This window comes from Variovorax ginsengisoli (genome assembly GCF_030811835.1).
In the GTDB taxonomy this organism is placed as follows: domain Bacteria; phylum Pseudomonadota; class Gammaproteobacteria; order Burkholderiales; family Burkholderiaceae_C; genus Variovorax; species Variovorax ginsengisoli_C.
Map to the genome: position 1 here is coordinate 34,014 of NZ_JAUSRO010000014.1, position 18,171 is coordinate 52,184.

Below are 18,171 nucleotides of genomic sequence, written 5' to 3' on the forward strand. Positions count from 1 at the left end.
CGGGTGAAAGGGAGAGATTCAGCCCCGATCCTGGCCTGCGGCCGCCTGGCCGTCTTGAATGAAATTGCAGGTGCGTTTGGCTCAGCCGACTGCCTTGGCATAGGTGCCCGGCGCGATGCCGAAGCTGCGCACGAACAGCCGCGTCATGTGGCTCTGATCGGAAAAGCCGCTGTCGGCGGCCGCGTCGGCGAGCCGCGCACCGCGACCGATCAGTTGGCGTGCGCGGTGGATGCGCCGCTGCATGAGGTAGGCGTGGGGCGTCAGGCCGGTTGCTCGCGCGAAGGCGCGCAGGAACTGGTAGCGGCTGAGCCCGGCTTCGTGTGCCAGGGCGGTGAGGCTCAACGCTGCAACCGGGTCGTCGTCGATCAAGGCGCGTGCCGATGCGATTCCGGCTGGCACCGACCGTCCCTCGCCGGCCTTGGTCTGCAGCAAGCCGCCCAGGAAGAGCAACAGCGTCTCGTCCGCCTTAAGTCCATCGTGGACTGCATCGCCAGCAGTCATCGCCTGGAAGAGCTTCCTGAAACCGTCTGCCATGCGTCTGTCGCTGACCGCGGGCTGGGTGAACTCGACAGCGGTTGCCGTCCACCCTTCGGCGATGTCGGCGGTCAGCTCGGCAACGAGTTCGGGGTTCAGGTAGAGCATCCGCCACGACCGACCGCCATCACCGATCGGCGCACCGTCGTGCACCTCGCCGGGATTGACGGTGATGATGTCGCCCGCACTTGCCTCGACGACACCCCGGCCGCTCGCCGACTTCTGCGCGCCGCGCTCGATCAGGCCGACGCCGAACTGATCGTGGGTGTGACGGCCGAAGACGAGCGTCGTGTCCGCTGTAACAGCTTCGACGCCGCTCCTGCGGCAGCGCAACAACCTGATTCGCTTGTTCTCCATTCTGTTCAGGCCTCCATGACTTGGCTGCAGACATCTCAAATGGCAGACCTGACGAAGCTCTCCCCTCTCCGCCCCAGTGAGTTGTGCAGATCGCTCCCGATAGTCACCATGATGACCTGTGTACAGAGAGCAACTGGAGCCATCAATGCGCCCCCGCATGGAACAAGCCACCGAAAGCAGTGCTCGCAAGTCCGGGGTGACCTCGACGAGCAGACGGCTCTTGAACGTACGGCGCGGCTTTCGGCTTGAGGTTGCGTAGCGCAGTGTCGGTCAGCATCGAGGATTTACCTCCTGGTGATGACGGTTTTTACCGTCAGGGGCCAGGAGACCTGAAGATGCCTGGGAACCCGCATGAAACCTAGCTTTTCAGCGAGCTTTTTACCGTCCAGACCGAGAAAGACTGGATAGTAAGCAAGCGGGTCTGAATCCGGGCTCGGTTCTTACCGTCAGCTTTACCGCCAAACCGTTTCGCTGGTCGGCGATAGCCACCGATAGCCTTCGAGACGTAAATCCTTTTGAATCAACGACTTACGAAGACTTTCGATTGCTGGCGATAGTCCCCGAAGGACCCGGTTTCACTCCCACTCGATCGTCGCCGGCGGCTTGCTGCTCACGTCATAGGTCACGCGGTTGATCCCGCGCACCTCGTTGATGATGCGCCCCGACACCTTCTTGAGCAGCGCATAGGGCAGCTCTGCCCAGTCCGCAGTCATGAAGTCGCTGGTTTGCACCGCGCGCAGTGCCACCACGTAGTCGTAAGTACGGCCGTCGCCCATCACGCCGACGCTCTTGACCGGCAAGAACACGGTGAAAGCCTGGCTGGTCAGGTCGTACCAGCTCTTGCCGGTGGCCGGGTCGATGAAGTTACGCAGTTCCTGGATGAAGATGTCGTCCGCGCGGCGCAGCAGGTCGGCGTATTCCTTCTTGACCTCGCCGAGGATCCGCACACCCAGGCCCGGACCAGGGAACGGGTGGCGGTAGACCATTTCGGGGGGCAAGCCCAGCGCCACGCCGAGTTCACGGACTTCGTCCTTGAACAGGTCGCGCAATGGCTCGAGCAGCTTCAGGCCGAGTTGCTCCGGCAGGCCGCCCACGTTGTGGTGGCTCTTGATGGTGACTGCCTTTTTGCTCTTGGCGCCGCCCGACTCGATCACGTCAGGGTAGATGGTGCCCTGCGCCAGGAAGGTCGCACCTTTGTGTCCCCCGTCACCGGCCTTCAGCTTGGCCGCCTCCTGCTTGAACACGGTGACGAACTCGCCGCCGATGATCTTGCGCTTGGCTTCGGGATCGCTCACGCCGGCGAGCTTGCCGAGGAACAGCTCGCTCGCGTCGACGCGAATCACCTTCGCCTTGAGCTTGCCCTCGAACATCTCCATGACAAGGTCACCCTCGTTCAGGCGCAGCAGGCCATGGTCGACGAAGACGCAGGTGAGTTGGTCGCCGATGGCGCGGTGGATCAGCGCCGCGGCCACCGACGAGTCGACACCGCCGGAGAGGCCGAGAATCACCTCCTCATCGCCCACCTGCTCGCGAATCAGCGCCACGGCCTCGGCGATGTGGTCACGCATCACCCAGTCGGGCTTGGCCGCGCAGATGTCGAGCACGAAGCGGCGCAGGATGGCATCGCCCTGCTTGGTATGGGTCACTTCGGGATGGAACTGCACCGCATAGAACTTGCGGGCCTCGTCAGCCATGCCGGCGATCGGGCAACTGTCGGTCGTTGCCATCAGCTTGAAGCCGGGCGGCAGCTCGGTGACCTTGTCGCCGTGGCTCATCCAGACGTCGAGCATGCCGTGACCTTCGGGCGTGGTGAAGTCGGCAATGTCCTTGAGCAGCGCGGTGTGGCCGCGTGCACGTACGGCAGCGGCCCCGAATTCGCGCTTGTGCCCGCTTTCAACCTTGCCGCCCAACTGATGCGCCATGGTCTGCATGCCGTAGCAGATGCCCAGCACCGGTACGCCCAGATCGAACACGGCCTGCGGCGCCTTGTCGGTCGTGTCTTCGTAAACGCTCGCATGGCTGCCTGAAAGGATCACGCCCTTGAGGCTGCCGTCGGCAGCATAGGCACGCACCCATTCGTCGCTCACGTCGCAAGGGTGCACTTCGCTCAGCACGTGCGCGTCGCGCACGCGGCGTGCGATCAGTTGAGTGACTTGCGAGCCGAAGTCGAGGATGAGGATCTTGTCGTGTTGCATGGCGTGGACTCAGAGCGTTGTGATGTCGAACAGCTTCACGCCGCAGGCGGGCGCAGCCAGGATGAGTTGCTCGTCGAAGGTCGCGAGCGGAAGATGGAGAGAGCGCGCGAGCCACAGGTAGCCCGCATCGTAGAGCGAGACACCGGCATCGATGGCCACGGCGAGCACCGCTTTGTGTTGCGCCGGCGCGAGCTCATGCAGTTCCACGCGATGCCGCACGGCATCGAGCACGCTCCACAATCCTTCGACGGCATCGTTGGGAATTCTGCCGTGGCGTACGCCGTTGGCCAGGATGTTGCCGCATTCCCATTGCCAGGCGTTGGGCGCCTGCGGCTCGACCTCGTCGCGCCGTATGGCGGCGTACAGCCTGCGGGTCGCGTCGCTGGCCCGATCGGGCAACAGCCAGGCGGCGACCACAGAAGCATCGATGACGAAAGCGCTCATGCCTGGCGCCCTTCGTCGCGCAGGGACTGCGCCGTGGGTCCGGGCCCGATGGTGGCGTGCAGCGCCGCAATCTGCGCGAGTTCGCGGGCGATCTGCTCGTCGGTGATCACCGGTTTGCGCCGAACCGGCAACATGCGCACCACCTCTTTGCCGTGGCGCGTGATGCGCACTTCCTCGCCTTTTTCGACCAAGTCGATCAATGCCGAGAAGTTGTTCTTGGCTTCAGCGATACCGATGGATTGCATTGGGGCCAGAAAAATTGAATCTGGCCACAATCTTATAATAATCTGGCCCGACTTTCAAGATCGGGCCAGATTTCACTCACTCAGCGCGGTAGTTTGGCGCTTCCTTCGTGATCTGCACGTCATGCACGTGGCTTTCACGAATACCTGCGGTGGTGATTTCCACAAACTCGGCCTTGTTCTGCATGTCGGCGATGGTCGCGCAACCGCAGTAGCCCATGCTGGCACGAACACCACCAGCCATCTGGTAGACGATCGAGACGATCGATCCCTTGTAGGGCACGCGACCTTCGATGCCCTCGGGCACCAACTTGTCGGTGTTCGGGTTGCCGGTGCTCGATTCCTGGAAATAGCGGTCCGCGCTGCCTTGCTGCATCGCACCGATCGAGCCCATGCCGCGGTAGCTCTTGTAGCTGCGACCCTGGTACAGCACGATTTCGCCCGGCGCCTCTTCGGTGCCAGCGAACATGCTGCCCATCATCACGGTGCTGGCGCCTGCAGCGATCGCCTTGGCGATGTCGCCCGAGTAGCGCACGCCGCCATCGGAGATCAGCGGCACGCCGGTGCCCTGCAGTGCCGTCGCCACGCTGTCGACCGCCATGATCTGCGGAACGCCCACGCCAGCCACGATGCGGGTGGTGCAGATCGAGCCCGGACCGATGCCGACCTTGACCGCATCCGCTCCCACGTCGGCCAGCGCGCGCGCCGCGTCGCCAGTGGCAATGTTGCCGCCGATCACGTCGATCTGCGGATAGTTGCGCTTGACCCAGCGCACGCGCTCGATCACGCCGGCGCTGTGCCCGTGCGCCGTGTCGACCACGATGGCGTCGACGCCGGCCTTCACGAGCGCCTCGACGCGCTCCTCGGTGCCGTCACCCACACCGACCGCCGCGCCCACGCGCAGCCGACCGCTCGGGTCGCGCGCTGCGTTCGGGAAGCTGGTCTGCTTGGTGATGTCCTTGACGGTAATCAGACCCTTGAGTTCCCAGTCGCTGTTGATGACGAGCAGGCGTTCGAGCTTGTACTTGTTGAGCAGCGCCTTGGCCTCGGCCAGCGTGGTGCCGTCGGGCACGGTGATGAGCTTGTCGCGGCCCGTCATGATCTCGCTGACCGGCACGTCGTAGCGGGTCTCGAAACGCAGGTCGCGTCCCGTGACGATGCCCACGACCTTGCCCGCGTCGATGACAGGGAAACCAGAGATGCCCAATTGATCGGACAGCGCCATGACCTGACGCACCGAGTGCGATGGCGTGATCACCACCGGATCGCGCAGCACGCCCGACTCATAACGCTTGACGCGGGCGACTTCGGCCGCCTGCTGCTGCGCAGTGAGGTTCTTGTGGACGATGCCCATGCCACCCTCCTGGGCTATGGCGATGGCGAGTCGGGCTTCGGTCACCGTGTCCATCGCCGCCGAAACCAGAGGCAGGTTCAGCGTGATGTTGCGGGAAAGCTTGGTGGAGAGGGAGGTGTCCTTGGGCAGGACCTGGGAGAACGCTGGCACCAGCAACACATCGTCGAAGGTGAGCGCTTTGCCGAGAAGGCGCATGGGGAAAGCTCCAAAAGAAGGATTGTAACGAGGGCACGGTACTTACCCGCAGCCCCATGCAAAATCGTCCTTGTCCTCCCCCTCCGGCATCGTGGCCTTCTGCCACAGGCAGCAAGGATCAGTACCCCGCCTTGCCACCTTCGCGCCGATGCTTGAACAGCCCGGTGGCTCCCGCACCCTGGCGCTGGAAGCGCTCGCGCCGCGCGACCTTCGGGTCGACCGTGAGCGCACGGCACAGTTCGACGCGGTCGAGGTGCGCGAGCGGGCCGTCCCAGGCTGCCGCCTTGCCCCACACGCCCGGCGTCATCGCACGCCAGTCCAGCAACGGGAACTGCCGCGTAAGCGTGCTTGCACGAACGGCATCGCCGACCGTGGCACCCTTGGGCAGCAGCACCGTTTGCTCAAAGACTTGGCGCGGCGCAGGCGCGTAAGCCAGCGTGACCTCGATCATCACGCCTTGCCGTAGACCTGCTCGGCGCGCTTGACGAAAGCCTCTACCAGGCTGGAAGCGATCTTGTCGAACACCGGGCCAATCAGCGCCTGCAAGGCGAAGTTGCTGAAGCCGTAACTCAGGTCAAGCTCGACGCGGCAGGCGCGCTCGCCCTCTTCGCCGACCGGGTTGAACTTCCAGGTGCCATCGAGATTGGAGAAGGGTCCGTTCACCAGCTTGAGCTGGACCGAGCGCCCCTGCACGTGGGTGTTCCGGGTGGTGAAACTCTGGCGGATGCCACCGAACGACAGCCCGATTTCGGCCGTCATGCCCGCATCGTTCGCTTCGATGACACGCGATTTGTCGCACCACGGCAAAAACTCCGGGTAACGGGCGACGTCGGTGACCAGCGCGTACATTTCTTCGGCGCTGTACCAGATGAGGACGGACTTGTGAACAGTTTTCATAGAATCGGCACAGCGTGCGCGAACGATTGTATTGAAGCCATGCAGCACCACCTGATTCCATGGCCACCAAAAAACAAGACACTTCCTCCTCCAATACCCGGATCGCCGACAACAAGAAGGCGGCCTACAACTATTTCTTCGAAGAACGCTTCGAAGCCGGCCTCGTGCTCGAAGGCTGGGAAGTCAAGTCGCTGCGCGAAGGCAAGGTCCAGCTGACCGACGGCTACGTGGTGATCCGCGATGGCGAAATGTTCATCGTCGGCCTTCAGATCAACCCGTTGCGCAGTGCCTCGACCCACACCACGCCCGATTCGATCCGCACCAAGAAGCTGTTGCTGCACAAGGAGCAAATCCGCCGCCTCACCGGCAAGATCGAGCAGAAGGGCTACACCCTGGTGCCCATCAACCTGCACTGGAAGGCCGGCAAGGTCAAGTGCGAGGTGGCGTTGGCCAAGGGCAAGGCCGAGCACGACAAGCGCGACGTGATCAAGGACCGCGAGGGCAAGCGCGAAGTCGAGCGCGCCATGAAGAGCCGCACGCGCTGAGGCTGCTGCATGCCCTTGGCACTGCCGAATCAGACATGCGCTTCGAAGCAATTGGCACCATGTCGCGACGCTGGCCTACCACCAGAATGCCAGGCGACGCCTAAACTGTCGTGCGCACTCACTCGCACCGATTTTTAACCGAAGGAGAAAACTTCATGAAACTGCTCAGCGCATCGATCCTCGCAGCCGCCCTGCTCGCCGGTTGCGGCGGCATGCAAACCGCAGCCGCGCCCGACACGCCGACCCGCACGGTCGACGGCGTGCTGATCGGCCCGAACGGCATGACGCTCTATACGTTTGCACGCGACACCCCCAATGCCGGCAAGTCGGTGTGCAACGCACAGTGCGCCACCAACTGGCCTGCGCTGCTGGCACCCGAGGCTGCCAAGCCGATGGGCGGCTACACCGTCGTCGTGCGTGACGATGGCAAGAAGCAATGGGCCTACAACGGCTGGCCGCTCTACTACTGGGCCAAGGACACGAAGCCCGGTGACAAGACCGGTGACGGCTTTGCCAACGGCGCCTGGAAGCTCGCACGGCCCTGAGCCAACGGAGCCAAGCCGTGGTCTGACGCGCACGCCCCAGACCACGTCGCCCCATGAAAAAAACCGGCTATTACGCCGGTTTTTTTCATGGGCATCTGAGACGGGCCTTCAGGCCACAGGAGGCGTCATCGCCGGCAGTCGACGCCGCTCGCGCAACCCCAGCGCTTCGTTGACCAGCAAGGCACCAATCACCAGCGCCCCGCCTGCGAGCACAGAGGGCGCAGGCACCTCGTCTGCGCCCAGCCAGGCGAGTGCAATGCCGAAAATCACCTCCAGCAGGGCGAGCAACGCAACCTCGGGGGCCTTCAGCACGCGCGCGCACATCACCGCCAGGATGCAGGGAATCGCCAACTGGAAGATACCCAGGCCGGCCAGCAAGGACAGATCGTGCGCATTCGCCTGAAAAGGCCAGGCCAGCGGGAGCGTGTACAGCGTGGAGAGCACGGCACCCATCAGCACGGCAGGAATCAGGTCGACTTCATGACCGCGGGCCTGGGCCTGCTGTGTGACCGTCCAGTTGAAAGCGACGGCCACGGGCACGCACAGGGCGACCCACGTGCCGGCCATCGACCCCTGTCCAAACTGCCGTCCGTACATCCAGGCAATGCCGGCACCGGCCACCGCGATGGCGCCCCATGTGCGAGCGGGCAGACGATGCCCGATGACGACGCGCGCCACCAGTGCGGTGAACAGCGGGCCGACCGCCATCGTCACCAGCACGTTGGCCGTGGACGTCATGGTGAGCGCCACCATGAAGGCGGTGAACATCACGCTCCAGCAAAGGCCGGAAATCCACAAGGCAGCGCCGCCCTGGCGCATCCGGAGGAACACCCCCCGGCCCTGCCATGCCGGCAGGATGACCAACAGGGCCCCCACGGTGAACAGGCTGCGCCAGAACGTCACCTCGAAGCTGCGCGCGGCCTCGAGCTGGCGTGTGACCACGCCCGCTGTCGCCCACATCAGGGTGACGAGGACCATGAGCGCCACAGCGCGACCATGTTTCATGACACGACGTATGCGCTGCGGGCGGGTGTGGCGTCAGCTCAGCGGCTGGCGCGCTTGCGGTCGCTTTCCTTCAAGTGGCGCTTGCGCAGGCGCACGCTCTTGGGCGTGATTTCGACCAGTTCGTCGTCCTCGATGAATTCCACACCGTATTCCAGCGTGAGATCGATCGGCGGCGTGATCTTGATCGCATCTTCCTTGCCGGACACGCGGAAGTTGGTCAGCTGCTTGGTGCGCGTGGCGTTCACCACCAGGTCGTTGTCGCGGCTGTGGATGCCGACGATCATGCCTTCGTACACCGGGTCGTTGGCGCGCACGAACATGCGGCCGCGGTCGTCGAGCTTGCCCAGGGCGTAGGTGAAGATTTCACCGTCGTCCATCGAGATCAGCACGCCTTGCTTGCGGCCACCGATGTCGCCCTTGTGTGGCTCGTAGCTGTCGAAGATGTTCGAGATCAGGCCCGAACCGCGCGTCAGGTTCAGGAATTCGTTCGTGAAGCCGATCAAGCCGCGCGCTGGAATGCGGTATTCCAGGCGCACACGGCCACGGCCGTCCGGCTCCATGTTGACCAGATCGCCCTTGCGTTCGCCCAGCGCCTGCATCACGCCGCCCTGGTGCTGTTCTTCGATGTCGGCAGTCACCAGTTCGATGGGTTCGTACTTCTCGCCGTCCACGTCCTTCATCACCACACGCGGCTTGCTCACGGCCATCTCGAAGCCTTCGCGACGCATGTTCTCCAGCAGGATGGTCAGGTGCAGTTCACCACGGCCCATGACCTCGAAGATGCCTTCTTCGTCGGTTTCCTTCACGCGGAGTGCCACGTTGTGCTGCAGTTCCTTCTGCAGGCGGTCCCAGATCTGGCGGCTGGTGACGAACTTGCCTTCGCGGCCTGCCAGCGGGCTGGTATTCACGCAGAAGTTCATGGTCAGCGTCGGTTCGTCGACCTTGAGCATCGGCAGCGGCGCAGGGCTGGACGGATCGGTCACGGTGACGCCGATGTTCAGGTCGGCGATGCCGTTGATCAGTACGATCTCGCCCGGACCGGCTTCCGGGGTCTGGACACGGTCCAGACCCTGGAAGGTCAGCACCTGGTTGACACGGCCCTTGATGGCCTTGCCGTCCGGACCTTCCATGACCACGACGTCCATCATCGGCTTGATCGTGCCCTGGCTGATGCGGCCCACGCCGATGCGACCCACGAAAGTCGAAAAGTCGAGCGCGGAGATTTGCAGTTGCAGCGGCGCAGCCGGGTCACCCTTCTGGGGCGGCACGTGCTTGAGCACGGTGTTGAACAGGGCCGACATGTCGGGGCCCCACTGCTCGCCCGGTGCGCCTTCTTCCAGCGACGACCAGCCGTTGATACCCGATGCATAGACGACAGGGAAATCGAGCTGCTCATCGGAAGCGCCAAGCTTGTCGAACAGGTCAAAGGCGGCATTGACCACGAAGTCCGGGCGCGCACCCGGTTTGTCGACCTTGTTCACGACCAGAATCGGCTTGAGGCCCAGCGCCAGTGCCTTCTTGGTCACGAAACGCGTCTGGGGCATCGGGCCTTCTTGCGCGTCGATCAGCAGCACCACGCCGTCGACCATCGACAGTGCGCGTTCCACTTCGCCGCCGAAGTCCGCGTGGCCGGGGGTGTCGACGATGTTGATGTGCGTGCCTTCCCAGGTCACGGCGCAGTTCTTGGCCAGGATGGTGATGCCGCGTTCCTTTTCGATCGCGTTGTTGTCCATCACCGTGTCGACGACCTTTTCATGGTCGGCGAACGTGCCGGACTGGCGCAGAAGCTGGTCAACCATCGTGGTCTTGCCATGGTCCACGTGGGCAATGATGGCGATATTGCGGATTTGCTTGGTACTCATGGTGTCGTTTCGCAGGTAGGTGCGTTCTGAGGTGCGTTCAAAAGGATTTGCTGGATTTCGATGGGGTTCAGCAAGCGCCCCGGGATCAATTCGTTGGCCGTCACGTGCGCGGTGCCCAGGAAGGCGACCGGCGCGCTGCCGAACACGGCCACTTCGTCGGCATCGGCCCAGTCGCCGCGCCGGCGCAGGCCGGAGAGAAAACGTGCCGCATCTTCCGTGCCCAGCATGACGCGACCGTGGCCGGCCACCAGGGCTTCGGGCGGCAGCAGTTGGGCCAGGCGCACGTCCTCGCCCATCGCCTCCAGCGCAGCCAGCGTCACGCACTGCGCTTGGCCGAAATCGCCGGTTGCAATGCGCCGCAGCGAGCGCAGATGGGCGCCACAACCGAGCGCTTCGCCGATGTCTTCGCCGAGCGTTCGGATGTAGGTGCCCTTGCTCACGCGAGCGACGATGCGGATCAGTTCGGGCTCGATCGCCGTCACCGACAATTCATGGATCACGACATCGCGCGGCGCGCGCTCGATCTCGATGCCTTCACGGGCATATTCGTAGAGCGCCTTGCCGTCTTTCTTGAGGGCGCTGTGCATGGGAGGCACCTGACGCAACGGGCCCGTGAACTGCGCCTGAACGCGTGCCAGATCATCGACCGAGACCTGCACCGGGCGCTCGGCGATCACATCGCCTTCGGCATCCCCGGTGGACGTCTTCACGCCCAGACGCGCCGTCGCTTCATAGGTTTTGTCCGCATCGAGGTGCAGTTGGCTGAACTTGGTGGCTGCACCGAAGCACAACGGCAACACGCCGGTCGCCAGCGGATCGAGCGTCCCGGTGTGACCCGCTTTTTCAGCGCGCAGCAACCACTTGGCTTTCTGCAACGCCTGGTTGCTGGAAAGGCCGAGTGGTTTGTCGAGCAACAACACCCCATGCACGGGGCGCCGCTGCACCCGTGTGCGTGGCGCGTTCACCGTCATTCGTCTTTCGAACGGGAGGCGACGGCCTGGGCAATCAGCGCATTCATGTCGGCCGCACGCTCGGTGGTGCGATCGAACAGGAAGTGCAGCGTCGGTACGGTGTGGATCTGCAGGCGCTTGAACAGGCCGTTGCGCAGGAAGCCTGCGGCCTGGTTCAGCGCCTCGGTGGTGACGACCGGATCGCCCACGAGCAGGCTGAAGTAGATCTTCGCGTGCGCGTAGTCGGGCGTGACCTCGACCGCCTGGATCGTGACCATGCCCACGCGCGGATCCTTCAACTCGCGCGCGATCAACTCCGTCAGATCGCGCTGGATCTGATCGGCAACCTTGAACGCGCGGTTAGGGGCGGCAGCTTTTCTTTTAGGCATGTGAGGAGCGAGGACTCGTCATCGTCTCAGACTTCATCGCGTTCGTGAACCCTTCGCGAAACACCGCGGAACCGGGTTTGCCGGGCCGCAGGTGTTGCCCCTGCAAGGGGGTGGGCGTTGCGACACGAAGTGCGCGAAGACTGGGGGTGATCAAAGTGTCCGGGCGATTTCCTTGATCTCGAAGAATTCGAGCTGATCGCCTTCTTTGATGTCGTTGTAGTTCTTGAGCTTGATACCGCACTCGAAGCCTTCGCGCACTTCGCGGACATCGTCCTTCATGCGCTTGATCGAGTCGACTTCGCCCGTGTAGACCACGACGTTGTCGCGCAGCAGGCGGAAATGCGCGCTGCGGTTGACCGAACCCGACGTGACGTACGAACCTGCAACGGTACCGATCTTGGAGGCGACGAACACCGTGCGAATCTCGGCCGTACCGATGATTTCTTCACGACGCTCGGGCGCCAGCATGCCGGACATCGCCACCTTCACTTCATCGACGGCGTCGTAGATGATGCTGTAGTAGTTCAGCTGGATGCCATTGCCTTCGGCCAGCTTGCGCGCACCAGCGTCGGCGCGCACGTTGAAGCCGATGACCACCGCCTTGGAAGCGATCGCGAGGTTGATGTCGCTTTCGCTGATGCCGCCGACGGCCGCGTAGACGATCTGCACCTTGACCTCGTCGGTCGCCAGCTTGAGCAGCGACTGGGCCAGCGCCTCCTGCGAACCCTGCACATCGGCCTTGATGATGATGCGCAGCGTCTGCACTTCGCCCGCCGACAGGTCGGTGAACATGTTCTGCAGATTGGCTGCCTGTTGCTTGGCCAGCTTCGTGTTGCGGAACTTGCCTGCACGGTAGGTCGCGATTTCGCGGGCACGGCGCTCGTCGGCCATGACCATGAACTCGTCGCCTGCCTGCGGCACTTCGGTCAAGCCCTGGATTTCCACCGGAATCGACGGACCTGCCGACTTGATGGTCTTGCCATCTTCGTCGAGCATTGCACGCACGCGGCCGTAGGTCGAACCTGCCAGCACCACGTCACCGGTCTTGAGCGTACCGGACTGAACCAGCACGGTGGCAACCGGACCGCGGCCCTTGTCGAGCTGTGCTTCGATGACCAGACCCTTGGCGGCGGCATCCACCGGTGCCTTGAGTTCCAGCACTTCGGCCTGCAGCAGCACCTGCTCGAGCAGGTCGTCGATGCCCTGGCCGGTCTTGGCCGACACCGGCACGAACGGCACGTCGCCGCCGTACTCTTCAGGCACGACCTCTTCGGCCACCAGTTCCTGCTTGACGCGGTCCAGGTTGGCGTCGGACTTGTCCACCTTGTTGATGGCAACCACGATCGGCACACCCGCAGCTTTCGCGTGCTTGATGGCTTCCTTGGTCTGCGGCATGACGCCGTCGTCGGCCGCCACCACGAGGATGACGATATCGGTGGCCTGGGCACCACGGGCACGCATGGCGGTGAACGCCTCGTGACCCGGGGTGTCGAGGAAGGACACCATGCCGCGAGCGGTTTCGACATGATAAGCGCCGATGTGCTGCGTGATACCGCCGGCTTCGCCCGAGGCGACCTTGGCACGGCGGATGTAGTCCAGCAGCGAGGTCTTGCCGTGGTCGACGTGACCCATGACGGTCACGACCGGTGCGCGCGGCAAAGGCTCGCCCACGTGGGCGCCGACGTCCTCGTCAGTGAAGGCTTCCGGATCGTCCAGCGCAGCGACCACGGCCGTATGGCCCATGTCTTCCACGATGATCATCGCGGTGTCCTGGTCGAGCGACTGGTTGATGGTCGCCATCATGCCGAGCTTCATCAGCTGCTTGATGACTTCCTGTGCCTTGACGGCCATCTTGTGCGCGAGTTCGGCCACCGTGATGGTTTCAGGTACGTGCACTTCGAGCACGCGCGCCTCCACCGGTGCGGCCTGCACATGTTCTTCGTGACCACCGCGGTCGTTGCCACGGCGACCACGCGGTCCGCCACGCCAATTGCCACGACCCACGCCACCGCTGGCGTCACCGCGGGTCTTGATTTCCTTCTTCTTCGCAGGATCGCCGGCCCAGCTCGACGACAGCTTGGCGGACTTGACATCCTTGCTGGCGCCAGGCGCGGTGCTGCCCGGCACAGCCGGTGCGGCCGCACCGGGGCGTGCCGCAGGGGCGACCGGCTTGTGCAGCGTGCCCTTGACGCCTCCCACGGTCTTGGCAGCGGGGACGGGTGCAGGCTTCTCGGGCGCCTTGTGCGGCACCAGCACGCGTGCCGGCGCATTCATCATGGCGCGGATGGCTTCGGCTTCGGCCAGCGCCTTGCGGCGGCGTTCGTCCAGATCCTTGGCGCGCGCGGCTTCCTCGTCGGCACGTGCCTTGGAGTCGGCGGCAGCCTTTGCCTTCGCATCTTCCTTGGCCTGTGCTGCTGCAGCCGCCGCCGCAGCCTTGGCGTCTTCGGCAGCCACGGCGGCCGCGTTAGGCACCGCCGGCGCAGCATTGCGGGCCGGCGCCGACTTGGCCGCAGCCTGGGCAGCGCGGTGGTCCGCAAACAACTGAGCTTCGCGTTCGGCGCGCTCGGCACGCTCTGCGCGTTCTGAAATCTCACGCTCACGGGCTTCTTCAGCCTCGCGTACACGTCGTTTCTCGGCCAATTCTTCCTCCTGGCGTCGCAATGCTTCGGCCTGGCGGCGGGCTTCTTCCTCGCGGCGTGCCAGTTCTGCCTCGTCGACCTTGGGTGCTTCGGGTTCGATCACGACCGGCGCAGCCTCGACTTCCACCTGTTCGACCGCCGCCGGGCCCTCGTCGCGCTGGATGAAAGTGCGCTTCTTGCGCACTTCCACCTGGATTGTGCGGGCACGGCCGGTGGCGTCGGCCTGCTTGATTTCGCTGGTCGACTTCTTGACGAGCGTAATCTTCTTGCGCTCGGGCTCGGCCGTGCCGTGGCTGGCTTTGAGAAAGCCGAGCAGGCGCTGCTTGTCAGACTCGGTGAGCGCGTCGGTGGGTGCCGCTTTGGGCACGCCTGCACTCTTGAGCTGGTCAAGCAGGATTTCGGGGGTCTTCTTGAGCTCGTTAGCGAACTCGGCGACAGTGGTGCTGGACATATGTGGTTCGTGCCTCCATGACCGTCACTCTTGGCCCGCGAACCAATGTTCACGGGCTTTCAAGATGAGGGCTTTGGCGTCATCGGCGGAATGGCCGGTGATCTCGGTGAGTTCGTCGACCGCGAGGTCGGCCAGGTCGTCACGGGTGTGAACACCCGCCTCGGCCAATTTCGGAATGAGTTCGGCGTCGAGACCTTCGAGGTCGCGCAGATTCTGCGAAACGCCCTCCGCACTCTCTTCCTTGGCGATCTCCATCGTGAGCAGCGCATCCTTGGCACGCGAACGCAGCTCGTTGATGGTGTCCTCGTCGAAACTCTCGATTTCGAGCAGCTCGGAGATCGGCACGTAGGCCACTTCCTCGAGGCTGGTGAAACCTTCGTTGATCAGGATGTCGGCGATTTCCTCGTCCACATCGAGCTTTTCCATGAACAGCTTGCGGCTGGAGTCGGTTTCGAGTGCCAGCTTCTGGGCCGACTCGTTCGCATCCATGATGTTGATCTTCCACCCTGTCAGGTCGGAAGCCAGGCGCACGTTCTGTCCACCACGGCCGATGGCGATGGCGAGGTTTTCCTCGTCGACCACCACGTCCATGGCGTGCTTTTCCTCATCGACCACGATCGACGACACGTTAGCCGGGGCCAGGGCGCCGATCACGAACTGTGCGGGGTCTTCCGACCACAGCACGATGTCGACGCGCTCGCCGGCGAGTTCATTGGTCACCGCGTTCACGCGGGTGCCGCGCACGCCGACACAGGTGCCGATCGGATCGACACGCTTGTCGTGCGACAGCACGGCGATCTTGGCACGCGAACCAGGGTCGCGGGCACAGCTCTTGATTTCCAGCAAACCCTGTTCGATCTCGGGCACTTCCTGGCGGAACAGCTCGATCATGAACGCAGGCGCCGAGCGCGACAGGATGATCGGCGCGCCGCGCAGCGTCAGGTCGACCTCCATGATCATGGCCCGCACGCGGTCGCCGTTGCGCAGGTTTTCCTTGGCGATCATCTCGCTGCGACGCAGGCGGCCTTCGACGCGCCCGGCTTCCACGATGATGTCGCCCTTGTCCAGGCGCTTGACCGTGCCCACGAAGATCTTGTCGCCACGGGACATGAAGTCGTTGAGCAGCATTTCGCGCTCGGCGTCGCGAATCTTCTGCAGGATGACCTGCTTGGCGGCCATGGCACCAATGCGACCGATCGGCACCGAGTCCACCGATTCCTCGATGTACTCGTCGACTTCGATGTCGGGCATTTCTTCCTTGGCTTCGAACAGGAGGATTTCCTGCTCGGGCAGCTGCAGGCCAGCCTCATCGGGAACGACGTGCCAACGACGGAAGGTTTCGTAGTCGCCGCTGTCGCGATCGACCGCGACGCGGATGTCCACATCGCCCGGATAGAGCTTCTTGGTCGCTTGCGCCAGCGCCGATTCGACCGCGCCAAAGACCACGTCGCGCTCGACGTTCTTCTCGCGCGAGATCGCATCCACCAACATCAACATTTCGCGATTCATGCCACTACGCTCCTCTTGTCAGTCCGACACTTCCGTGCCGCCAATATCCGATGAACCCTCGGAGGTCCTGGCCTTGCGACCCTTGAAATCCACGATCGGCGCGAGCCGCGCTTCGCGCAGTTCGGCCAATACGAAGCCCAGCGCCTGCAACGGTGCGGGCGGGCGCTTCTTGCTGACTCTTTGTCCCGGCTTCGGTGCCGACTTGCCTTCGGGCTCCTGGCTCCAGACGATCTGCCAGCCACCGCCATCGGCACGCTCGAGCGTGCCGCGAAACTTCTTGCGCGAGGCCGACACGAGGCCGCCAGCGGCCGCTCCCATGGGGGCCTTGAGCGTGACGTCGATCACCTCGCCGACGAAACGCTCGAAATCCTGCTCATGGCGCAACGGGCGGTCGATACCGGGCGAGGACACCTCGAGCCGCTTGTATTCCGCACCATCCACCTCGAGGGCGAACTGCAACTGACGCGTGACTTTTTCGCAGTCTTCCACCGTCACGAACGGCTCAGGTGCGCCTACTGCAGCACCTTCTGCCGCAGCGCCCTGCCAGGGCAAATCGATCGTGACACGCAGCAACCCTCCGGCCGAGCGCTCGATCTCGACCAAGTCATAGCCGAGCCCGGCCACGGTCTGTTCCACTGTCTGCTGCAATGCCACGTGTCTGTATTCGCCTTCTGGTGTTGCCCGATGCCATCCCTGCGCCGCTTTGCCGCTACGCCGGACCAGCCACTTCGAGAATGCTTCGACCAAATAAAAAACGGGCGGTTGGTACCCGCCCGTTTGGTCGTGAGCCTCGAATTATATGCCAATTGTGTTTAAAAACAGGGGCATTCAATAGGCGGCGCTCTGGGGAGCGGCTAAAGCGCGACGCCAGACGAAGACAAATAGCCCCGCGCCGAGCGCCAGCACCGCCGCGGCGGCGACCAGCGGAACGCCGAAGGAGCCCGTCCGCTGGGCCAGCGGCGCCGCAAAAAGCGGTCCCAGAATCTGGCCGACGCCGTAGGAGGCGGTCGCGTAGCCGATCAGCCCCGCTGCCGCGTCACCGCGCAGCCGGCGTGCTTCCCTTACTGCGAACAGGGTGATTGCCGTAAATGGCATGCCCAGAAGGAGGCTTCCAAGCGCAAACCCGGTGATGGTCGGCCAGGCGACTGTCAGCAAGACGCCGGCAGACTGCAACGCGTAGGCGATCGCCAGCAGCAGCCGGTTGTCCCAATGCGCAGGCGCCCGCGCACCGATCAACGCGCCCGGAACGATGGCAAGACCGAACAGCGGCCAGAAGAAGTCAGGCCAGGTCGAGCCGGGCAGTGCGTGCCGCGCGATGACGGGCAAAAAGGTCGCCGTGATGATGTAGCCGAACCCCGCCAGCCCGTACAGACCGACCAGCCAGCGCGCATCGCGGTGGTCCGCCGCCGGATTGGTGCGCGTCGGCGCTGCCGCCATGGGCGCGTTGCCTGGCGTCGTGGCGGGGGCTGCATCATTGAACACCCGCCAGATGATGGCGATCAGCACCACGGCGAGAAGACCCAGCCCGATCCAGCCAACCTGCGAGCCCCATCGGCCGACCGCCCCGCCCAGCAGGCCCGTGGCGGCAATGCCGATGCCCGGGCCCGTGTAGATCACACCGCCCAAGGCCGGCGAACCGGTTTCCGCCAGGCGCCGGAGGCCCCAGCCGGAAGCGAATACGAATGTCCAGGCACTCACGACGCCCGCCAGGGTGCGCAGGACGCCCCAAGCAGTGAAGCCGTGCAGCAGCCCCATGCCGAGCAACAGCGCCGCAGTGGCGACCAGGCCCGCGCGCACCATGAAGGCGGCGCGAAACCGGATCGACGCGCACGACACGGCGCCCACGAAATAGCCCAGGTAGTTGAGCGACGCCAGCAAACCACCCCCTTGCAGGTCGAGCTTGCCCTCGTGCAGCATGATCGGCAGCATGGGCGTGAAGGCGAAGCGCCCCAGCCCCATGGCCACCGCCAGCGTGACCATGCAAGCCAGCGCGGCGCGCCAGGCGCCGCGGCGGTCGTATCCGAGAGTCTGCATTCCGGGTGATGCCTTGTTAGTCAG

The 18,171-nt window shown here is 64.0% G+C and carries 17 protein-coding genes; 2 read left to right on the forward strand and 15 right to left on the reverse strand.

All coding sequences use genetic code 11. The annotated features are described in order from the left end of the window. Positions 1–81: 81 nt before the first annotated feature. The 7 genes from J2W36_RS20065 to J2W36_RS20095 all read right to left on the reverse strand — a co-directional run bounded on the left by J2W36_RS20065 (position 82) and on the right by J2W36_RS20095 (position 6,218). Positions 82–891 (reverse strand): AraC family transcriptional regulator, encoded by an 810-nt coding sequence (locus J2W36_RS20065; RefSeq protein ID WP_307691540.1) that lies wholly within the window; start codon positions 889–891, stop codon positions 82–84. A gap of 575 nt (positions 892–1,466) precedes the next feature. Next, entirely contained in the window at positions 1,467–3,086 is a 1,620-nt protein-coding gene (guaA, locus tag J2W36_RS20070) for a glutamine-hydrolyzing GMP synthase (RefSeq protein WP_307691541.1), read from the reverse strand. Between the two features lie 9 nt (positions 3,087–3,095). After that, positions 3,096–3,530 (reverse strand): type II toxin-antitoxin system VapC family toxin, encoded by a 435-nt coding sequence (locus J2W36_RS20075; protein ID WP_307691542.1) that lies wholly within the window; start codon positions 3,528–3,530, stop codon positions 3,096–3,098. After that, positions 3,527–3,775 (reverse strand): type II toxin-antitoxin system Phd/YefM family antitoxin, encoded by a 249-nt coding sequence (locus J2W36_RS20080; RefSeq protein ID WP_307691543.1) that lies wholly within the window; start codon positions 3,773–3,775, stop codon positions 3,527–3,529. Before J2W36_RS20080 ends, J2W36_RS20075 begins: the two co-directional genes overlap by 4 nt. A 76-nt stretch (positions 3,776–3,851) precedes the next feature. After that, positions 3,852–5,321 carry an IMP dehydrogenase gene (gene guaB, locus J2W36_RS20085; protein WP_307691544.1) on the reverse strand — a complete coding sequence of 490 codons (1,470 nt, stop codon included), beginning with the start codon at positions 5,319–5,321 and terminating at the stop codon, positions 3,852–3,854. 118 nt (positions 5,322–5,439) lie between these two features. Beyond that, positions 5,440–5,772, reverse strand: coding sequence for an RnfH family protein (locus tag J2W36_RS20090; RefSeq protein ID WP_307691545.1), 333 nt, complete (start codon positions 5,770–5,772; stop codon positions 5,440–5,442). Beyond that, positions 5,772–6,218 carry a type II toxin-antitoxin system RatA family toxin gene (locus tag J2W36_RS20095; RefSeq protein ID WP_307691546.1) on the reverse strand — a complete coding sequence of 149 codons (447 nt, stop codon included), beginning with the start codon at positions 6,216–6,218 and terminating at the stop codon, positions 5,772–5,774. Before J2W36_RS20095 ends, J2W36_RS20090 begins: the two co-directional genes overlap by 1 nt. A gap of 59 nt (positions 6,219–6,277) precedes the next feature. Here J2W36_RS20095 and smpB point away from each other — a divergent pair, with 59 nt between their 5' ends. Both smpB and J2W36_RS20105 read left to right on the forward strand, forming a co-directional pair. Next, positions 6,278–6,763: an SsrA-binding protein SmpB gene (gene smpB / locus J2W36_RS20100; RefSeq protein WP_307691547.1), complete on the forward strand. Its 486-nt coding sequence runs from the start codon at positions 6,278–6,280 to the stop codon at positions 6,761–6,763. A gap of 155 nt (positions 6,764–6,918) precedes the next feature. Next, positions 6,919–7,308 carry a COG4315 family predicted lipoprotein gene (locus tag J2W36_RS20105; RefSeq protein ID WP_307691548.1) on the forward strand — a complete coding sequence of 130 codons (390 nt, stop codon included), beginning with the start codon at positions 6,919–6,921 and terminating at the stop codon, positions 7,306–7,308. Between the two features lie 108 nt (positions 7,309–7,416). Here J2W36_RS20105 and J2W36_RS20110 read toward each other — a convergent pair whose 3' ends face one another. The 8 genes from J2W36_RS20110 to J2W36_RS20145 form a co-directional block, all read right to left on the reverse strand. Continuing rightward, positions 7,417–8,313: a DMT family transporter gene (locus J2W36_RS20110; protein ID WP_307691549.1), complete on the reverse strand. Its 897-nt coding sequence runs from the start codon at positions 8,311–8,313 to the stop codon at positions 7,417–7,419. 38 nt (positions 8,314–8,351) lie between these two features. Continuing rightward, the gene (typA, locus tag J2W36_RS20115; RefSeq protein ID WP_307691550.1) at positions 8,352–10,175 is read right to left on the reverse strand and encodes a translational GTPase TypA; all 1,824 of its coding nucleotides are present in this window, start codon (positions 10,173–10,175) and stop codon (positions 8,352–8,354) included. Continuing rightward, entirely contained in the window at positions 10,172–11,140 is a 969-nt protein-coding gene (gene truB, locus J2W36_RS20120; RefSeq protein ID WP_307691551.1) for a tRNA pseudouridine(55) synthase TruB, read from the reverse strand. Before truB ends, typA begins: the two co-directional genes overlap by 4 nt. 2 nt (positions 11,141–11,142) lie before the next feature. Continuing rightward, the gene (gene rbfA / locus J2W36_RS20125) at positions 11,143–11,514 is read right to left on the reverse strand and encodes a 30S ribosome-binding factor RbfA (RefSeq protein ID WP_140838664.1); all 372 of its coding nucleotides are present in this window, start codon (positions 11,512–11,514) and stop codon (positions 11,143–11,145) included. 150 nt (positions 11,515–11,664) lie between these two features. Beyond that, on the reverse strand, positions 11,665–14,604 hold the full coding sequence (gene infB, locus J2W36_RS20130) for a translation initiation factor IF-2 (protein ID WP_307691552.1): 2,940 nt from the start codon (positions 14,602–14,604) through the stop codon (positions 11,665–11,667). A 24-nt stretch (positions 14,605–14,628) separates the two neighbouring features. Continuing rightward, positions 14,629–16,113, reverse strand: coding sequence for a transcription termination factor NusA (nusA, locus tag J2W36_RS20135; protein ID WP_307691553.1), 1,485 nt, complete (start codon positions 16,111–16,113; stop codon positions 14,629–14,631). Between the two features lie 18 nt (positions 16,114–16,131). After that, the gene (gene rimP, locus J2W36_RS20140; RefSeq protein WP_307691667.1) at positions 16,132–16,767 is read right to left on the reverse strand and encodes a ribosome maturation factor RimP; all 636 of its coding nucleotides are present in this window, start codon (positions 16,765–16,767) and stop codon (positions 16,132–16,134) included. A 174-nt stretch (positions 16,768–16,941) separates the two neighbouring features. Beyond that, on the reverse strand, positions 16,942–18,147 hold the full coding sequence (locus tag J2W36_RS20145) for a YbfB/YjiJ family MFS transporter (RefSeq protein WP_307691554.1): 1,206 nt from the start codon (positions 18,145–18,147) through the stop codon (positions 16,942–16,944). Positions 18,148–18,171: the final 24 nt, after the last annotated feature.

What these genes read in the sequence shown, in the direction of transcription:
- J2W36_RS20095 (WP_307691546.1), bottom strand. Translation starts at nt 6,218, where the DNA reads ATGAAAACTGTTCACAAGTCCGTCCTCATCTGGTACAGCGCCGAAGAA.
- guaB (WP_307691544.1), bottom strand. Translation starts at nt 5,321, where the DNA reads ATGCGCCTTCTCGGCAAAGCGCTCACCTTCGACGATGTGTTGCTGGTG.
- smpB (WP_307691547.1), top strand. Translation starts at nt 6,278, where the DNA reads ATGGCCACCAAAAAACAAGACACTTCCTCCTCCAATACCCGGATCGCC.
- J2W36_RS20105 (WP_307691548.1), top strand. Translation starts at nt 6,919, where the DNA reads ATGAAACTGCTCAGCGCATCGATCCTCGCAGCCGCCCTGCTCGCCGGT.
- infB (WP_307691552.1), bottom strand. Translation starts at nt 14,604, where the DNA reads ATGTCCAGCACCACTGTCGCCGAGTTCGCTAACGAGCTCAAGAAGACC.
- typA (WP_307691550.1), bottom strand. Translation starts at nt 10,175, where the DNA reads ATGAGTACCAAGCAAATCCGCAATATCGCCATCATTGCCCACGTGGAC.
- J2W36_RS20080 (WP_307691543.1), bottom strand. Translation starts at nt 3,775, where the DNA reads ATGCAATCCATCGGTATCGCTGAAGCCAAGAACAACTTCTCGGCATTG.
- rbfA (WP_140838664.1), bottom strand. Translation starts at nt 11,514, where the DNA reads ATGCCTAAAAGAAAAGCTGCCGCCCCTAACCGCGCGTTCAAGGTTGCC.
- J2W36_RS20065 (WP_307691540.1), bottom strand. Translation starts at nt 891, where the DNA reads ATGGAGAACAAGCGAATCAGGTTGTTGCGCTGCCGCAGGAGCGGCGTC.
- nusA (WP_307691553.1), bottom strand. Translation starts at nt 16,113, where the DNA reads ATGAATCGCGAAATGTTGATGTTGGTGGATGCGATCTCGCGCGAGAAG.
- J2W36_RS20090 (WP_307691545.1), bottom strand. Translation starts at nt 5,772, where the DNA reads ATGATCGAGGTCACGCTGGCTTACGCGCCTGCGCCGCGCCAAGTCTTT.
- J2W36_RS20145 (WP_307691554.1), bottom strand. Translation starts at nt 18,147, where the DNA reads ATGCAGACTCTCGGATACGACCGCCGCGGCGCCTGGCGCGCCGCGCTG.
- J2W36_RS20110 (WP_307691549.1), bottom strand. Translation starts at nt 8,313, where the DNA reads ATGAAACATGGTCGCGCTGTGGCGCTCATGGTCCTCGTCACCCTGATG.
- guaA (WP_307691541.1), bottom strand. Translation starts at nt 3,086, where the DNA reads ATGCAACACGACAAGATCCTCATCCTCGACTTCGGCTCGCAAGTCACT.
- J2W36_RS20075 (WP_307691542.1), bottom strand. Translation starts at nt 3,530, where the DNA reads ATGAGCGCTTTCGTCATCGATGCTTCTGTGGTCGCCGCCTGGCTGTTG.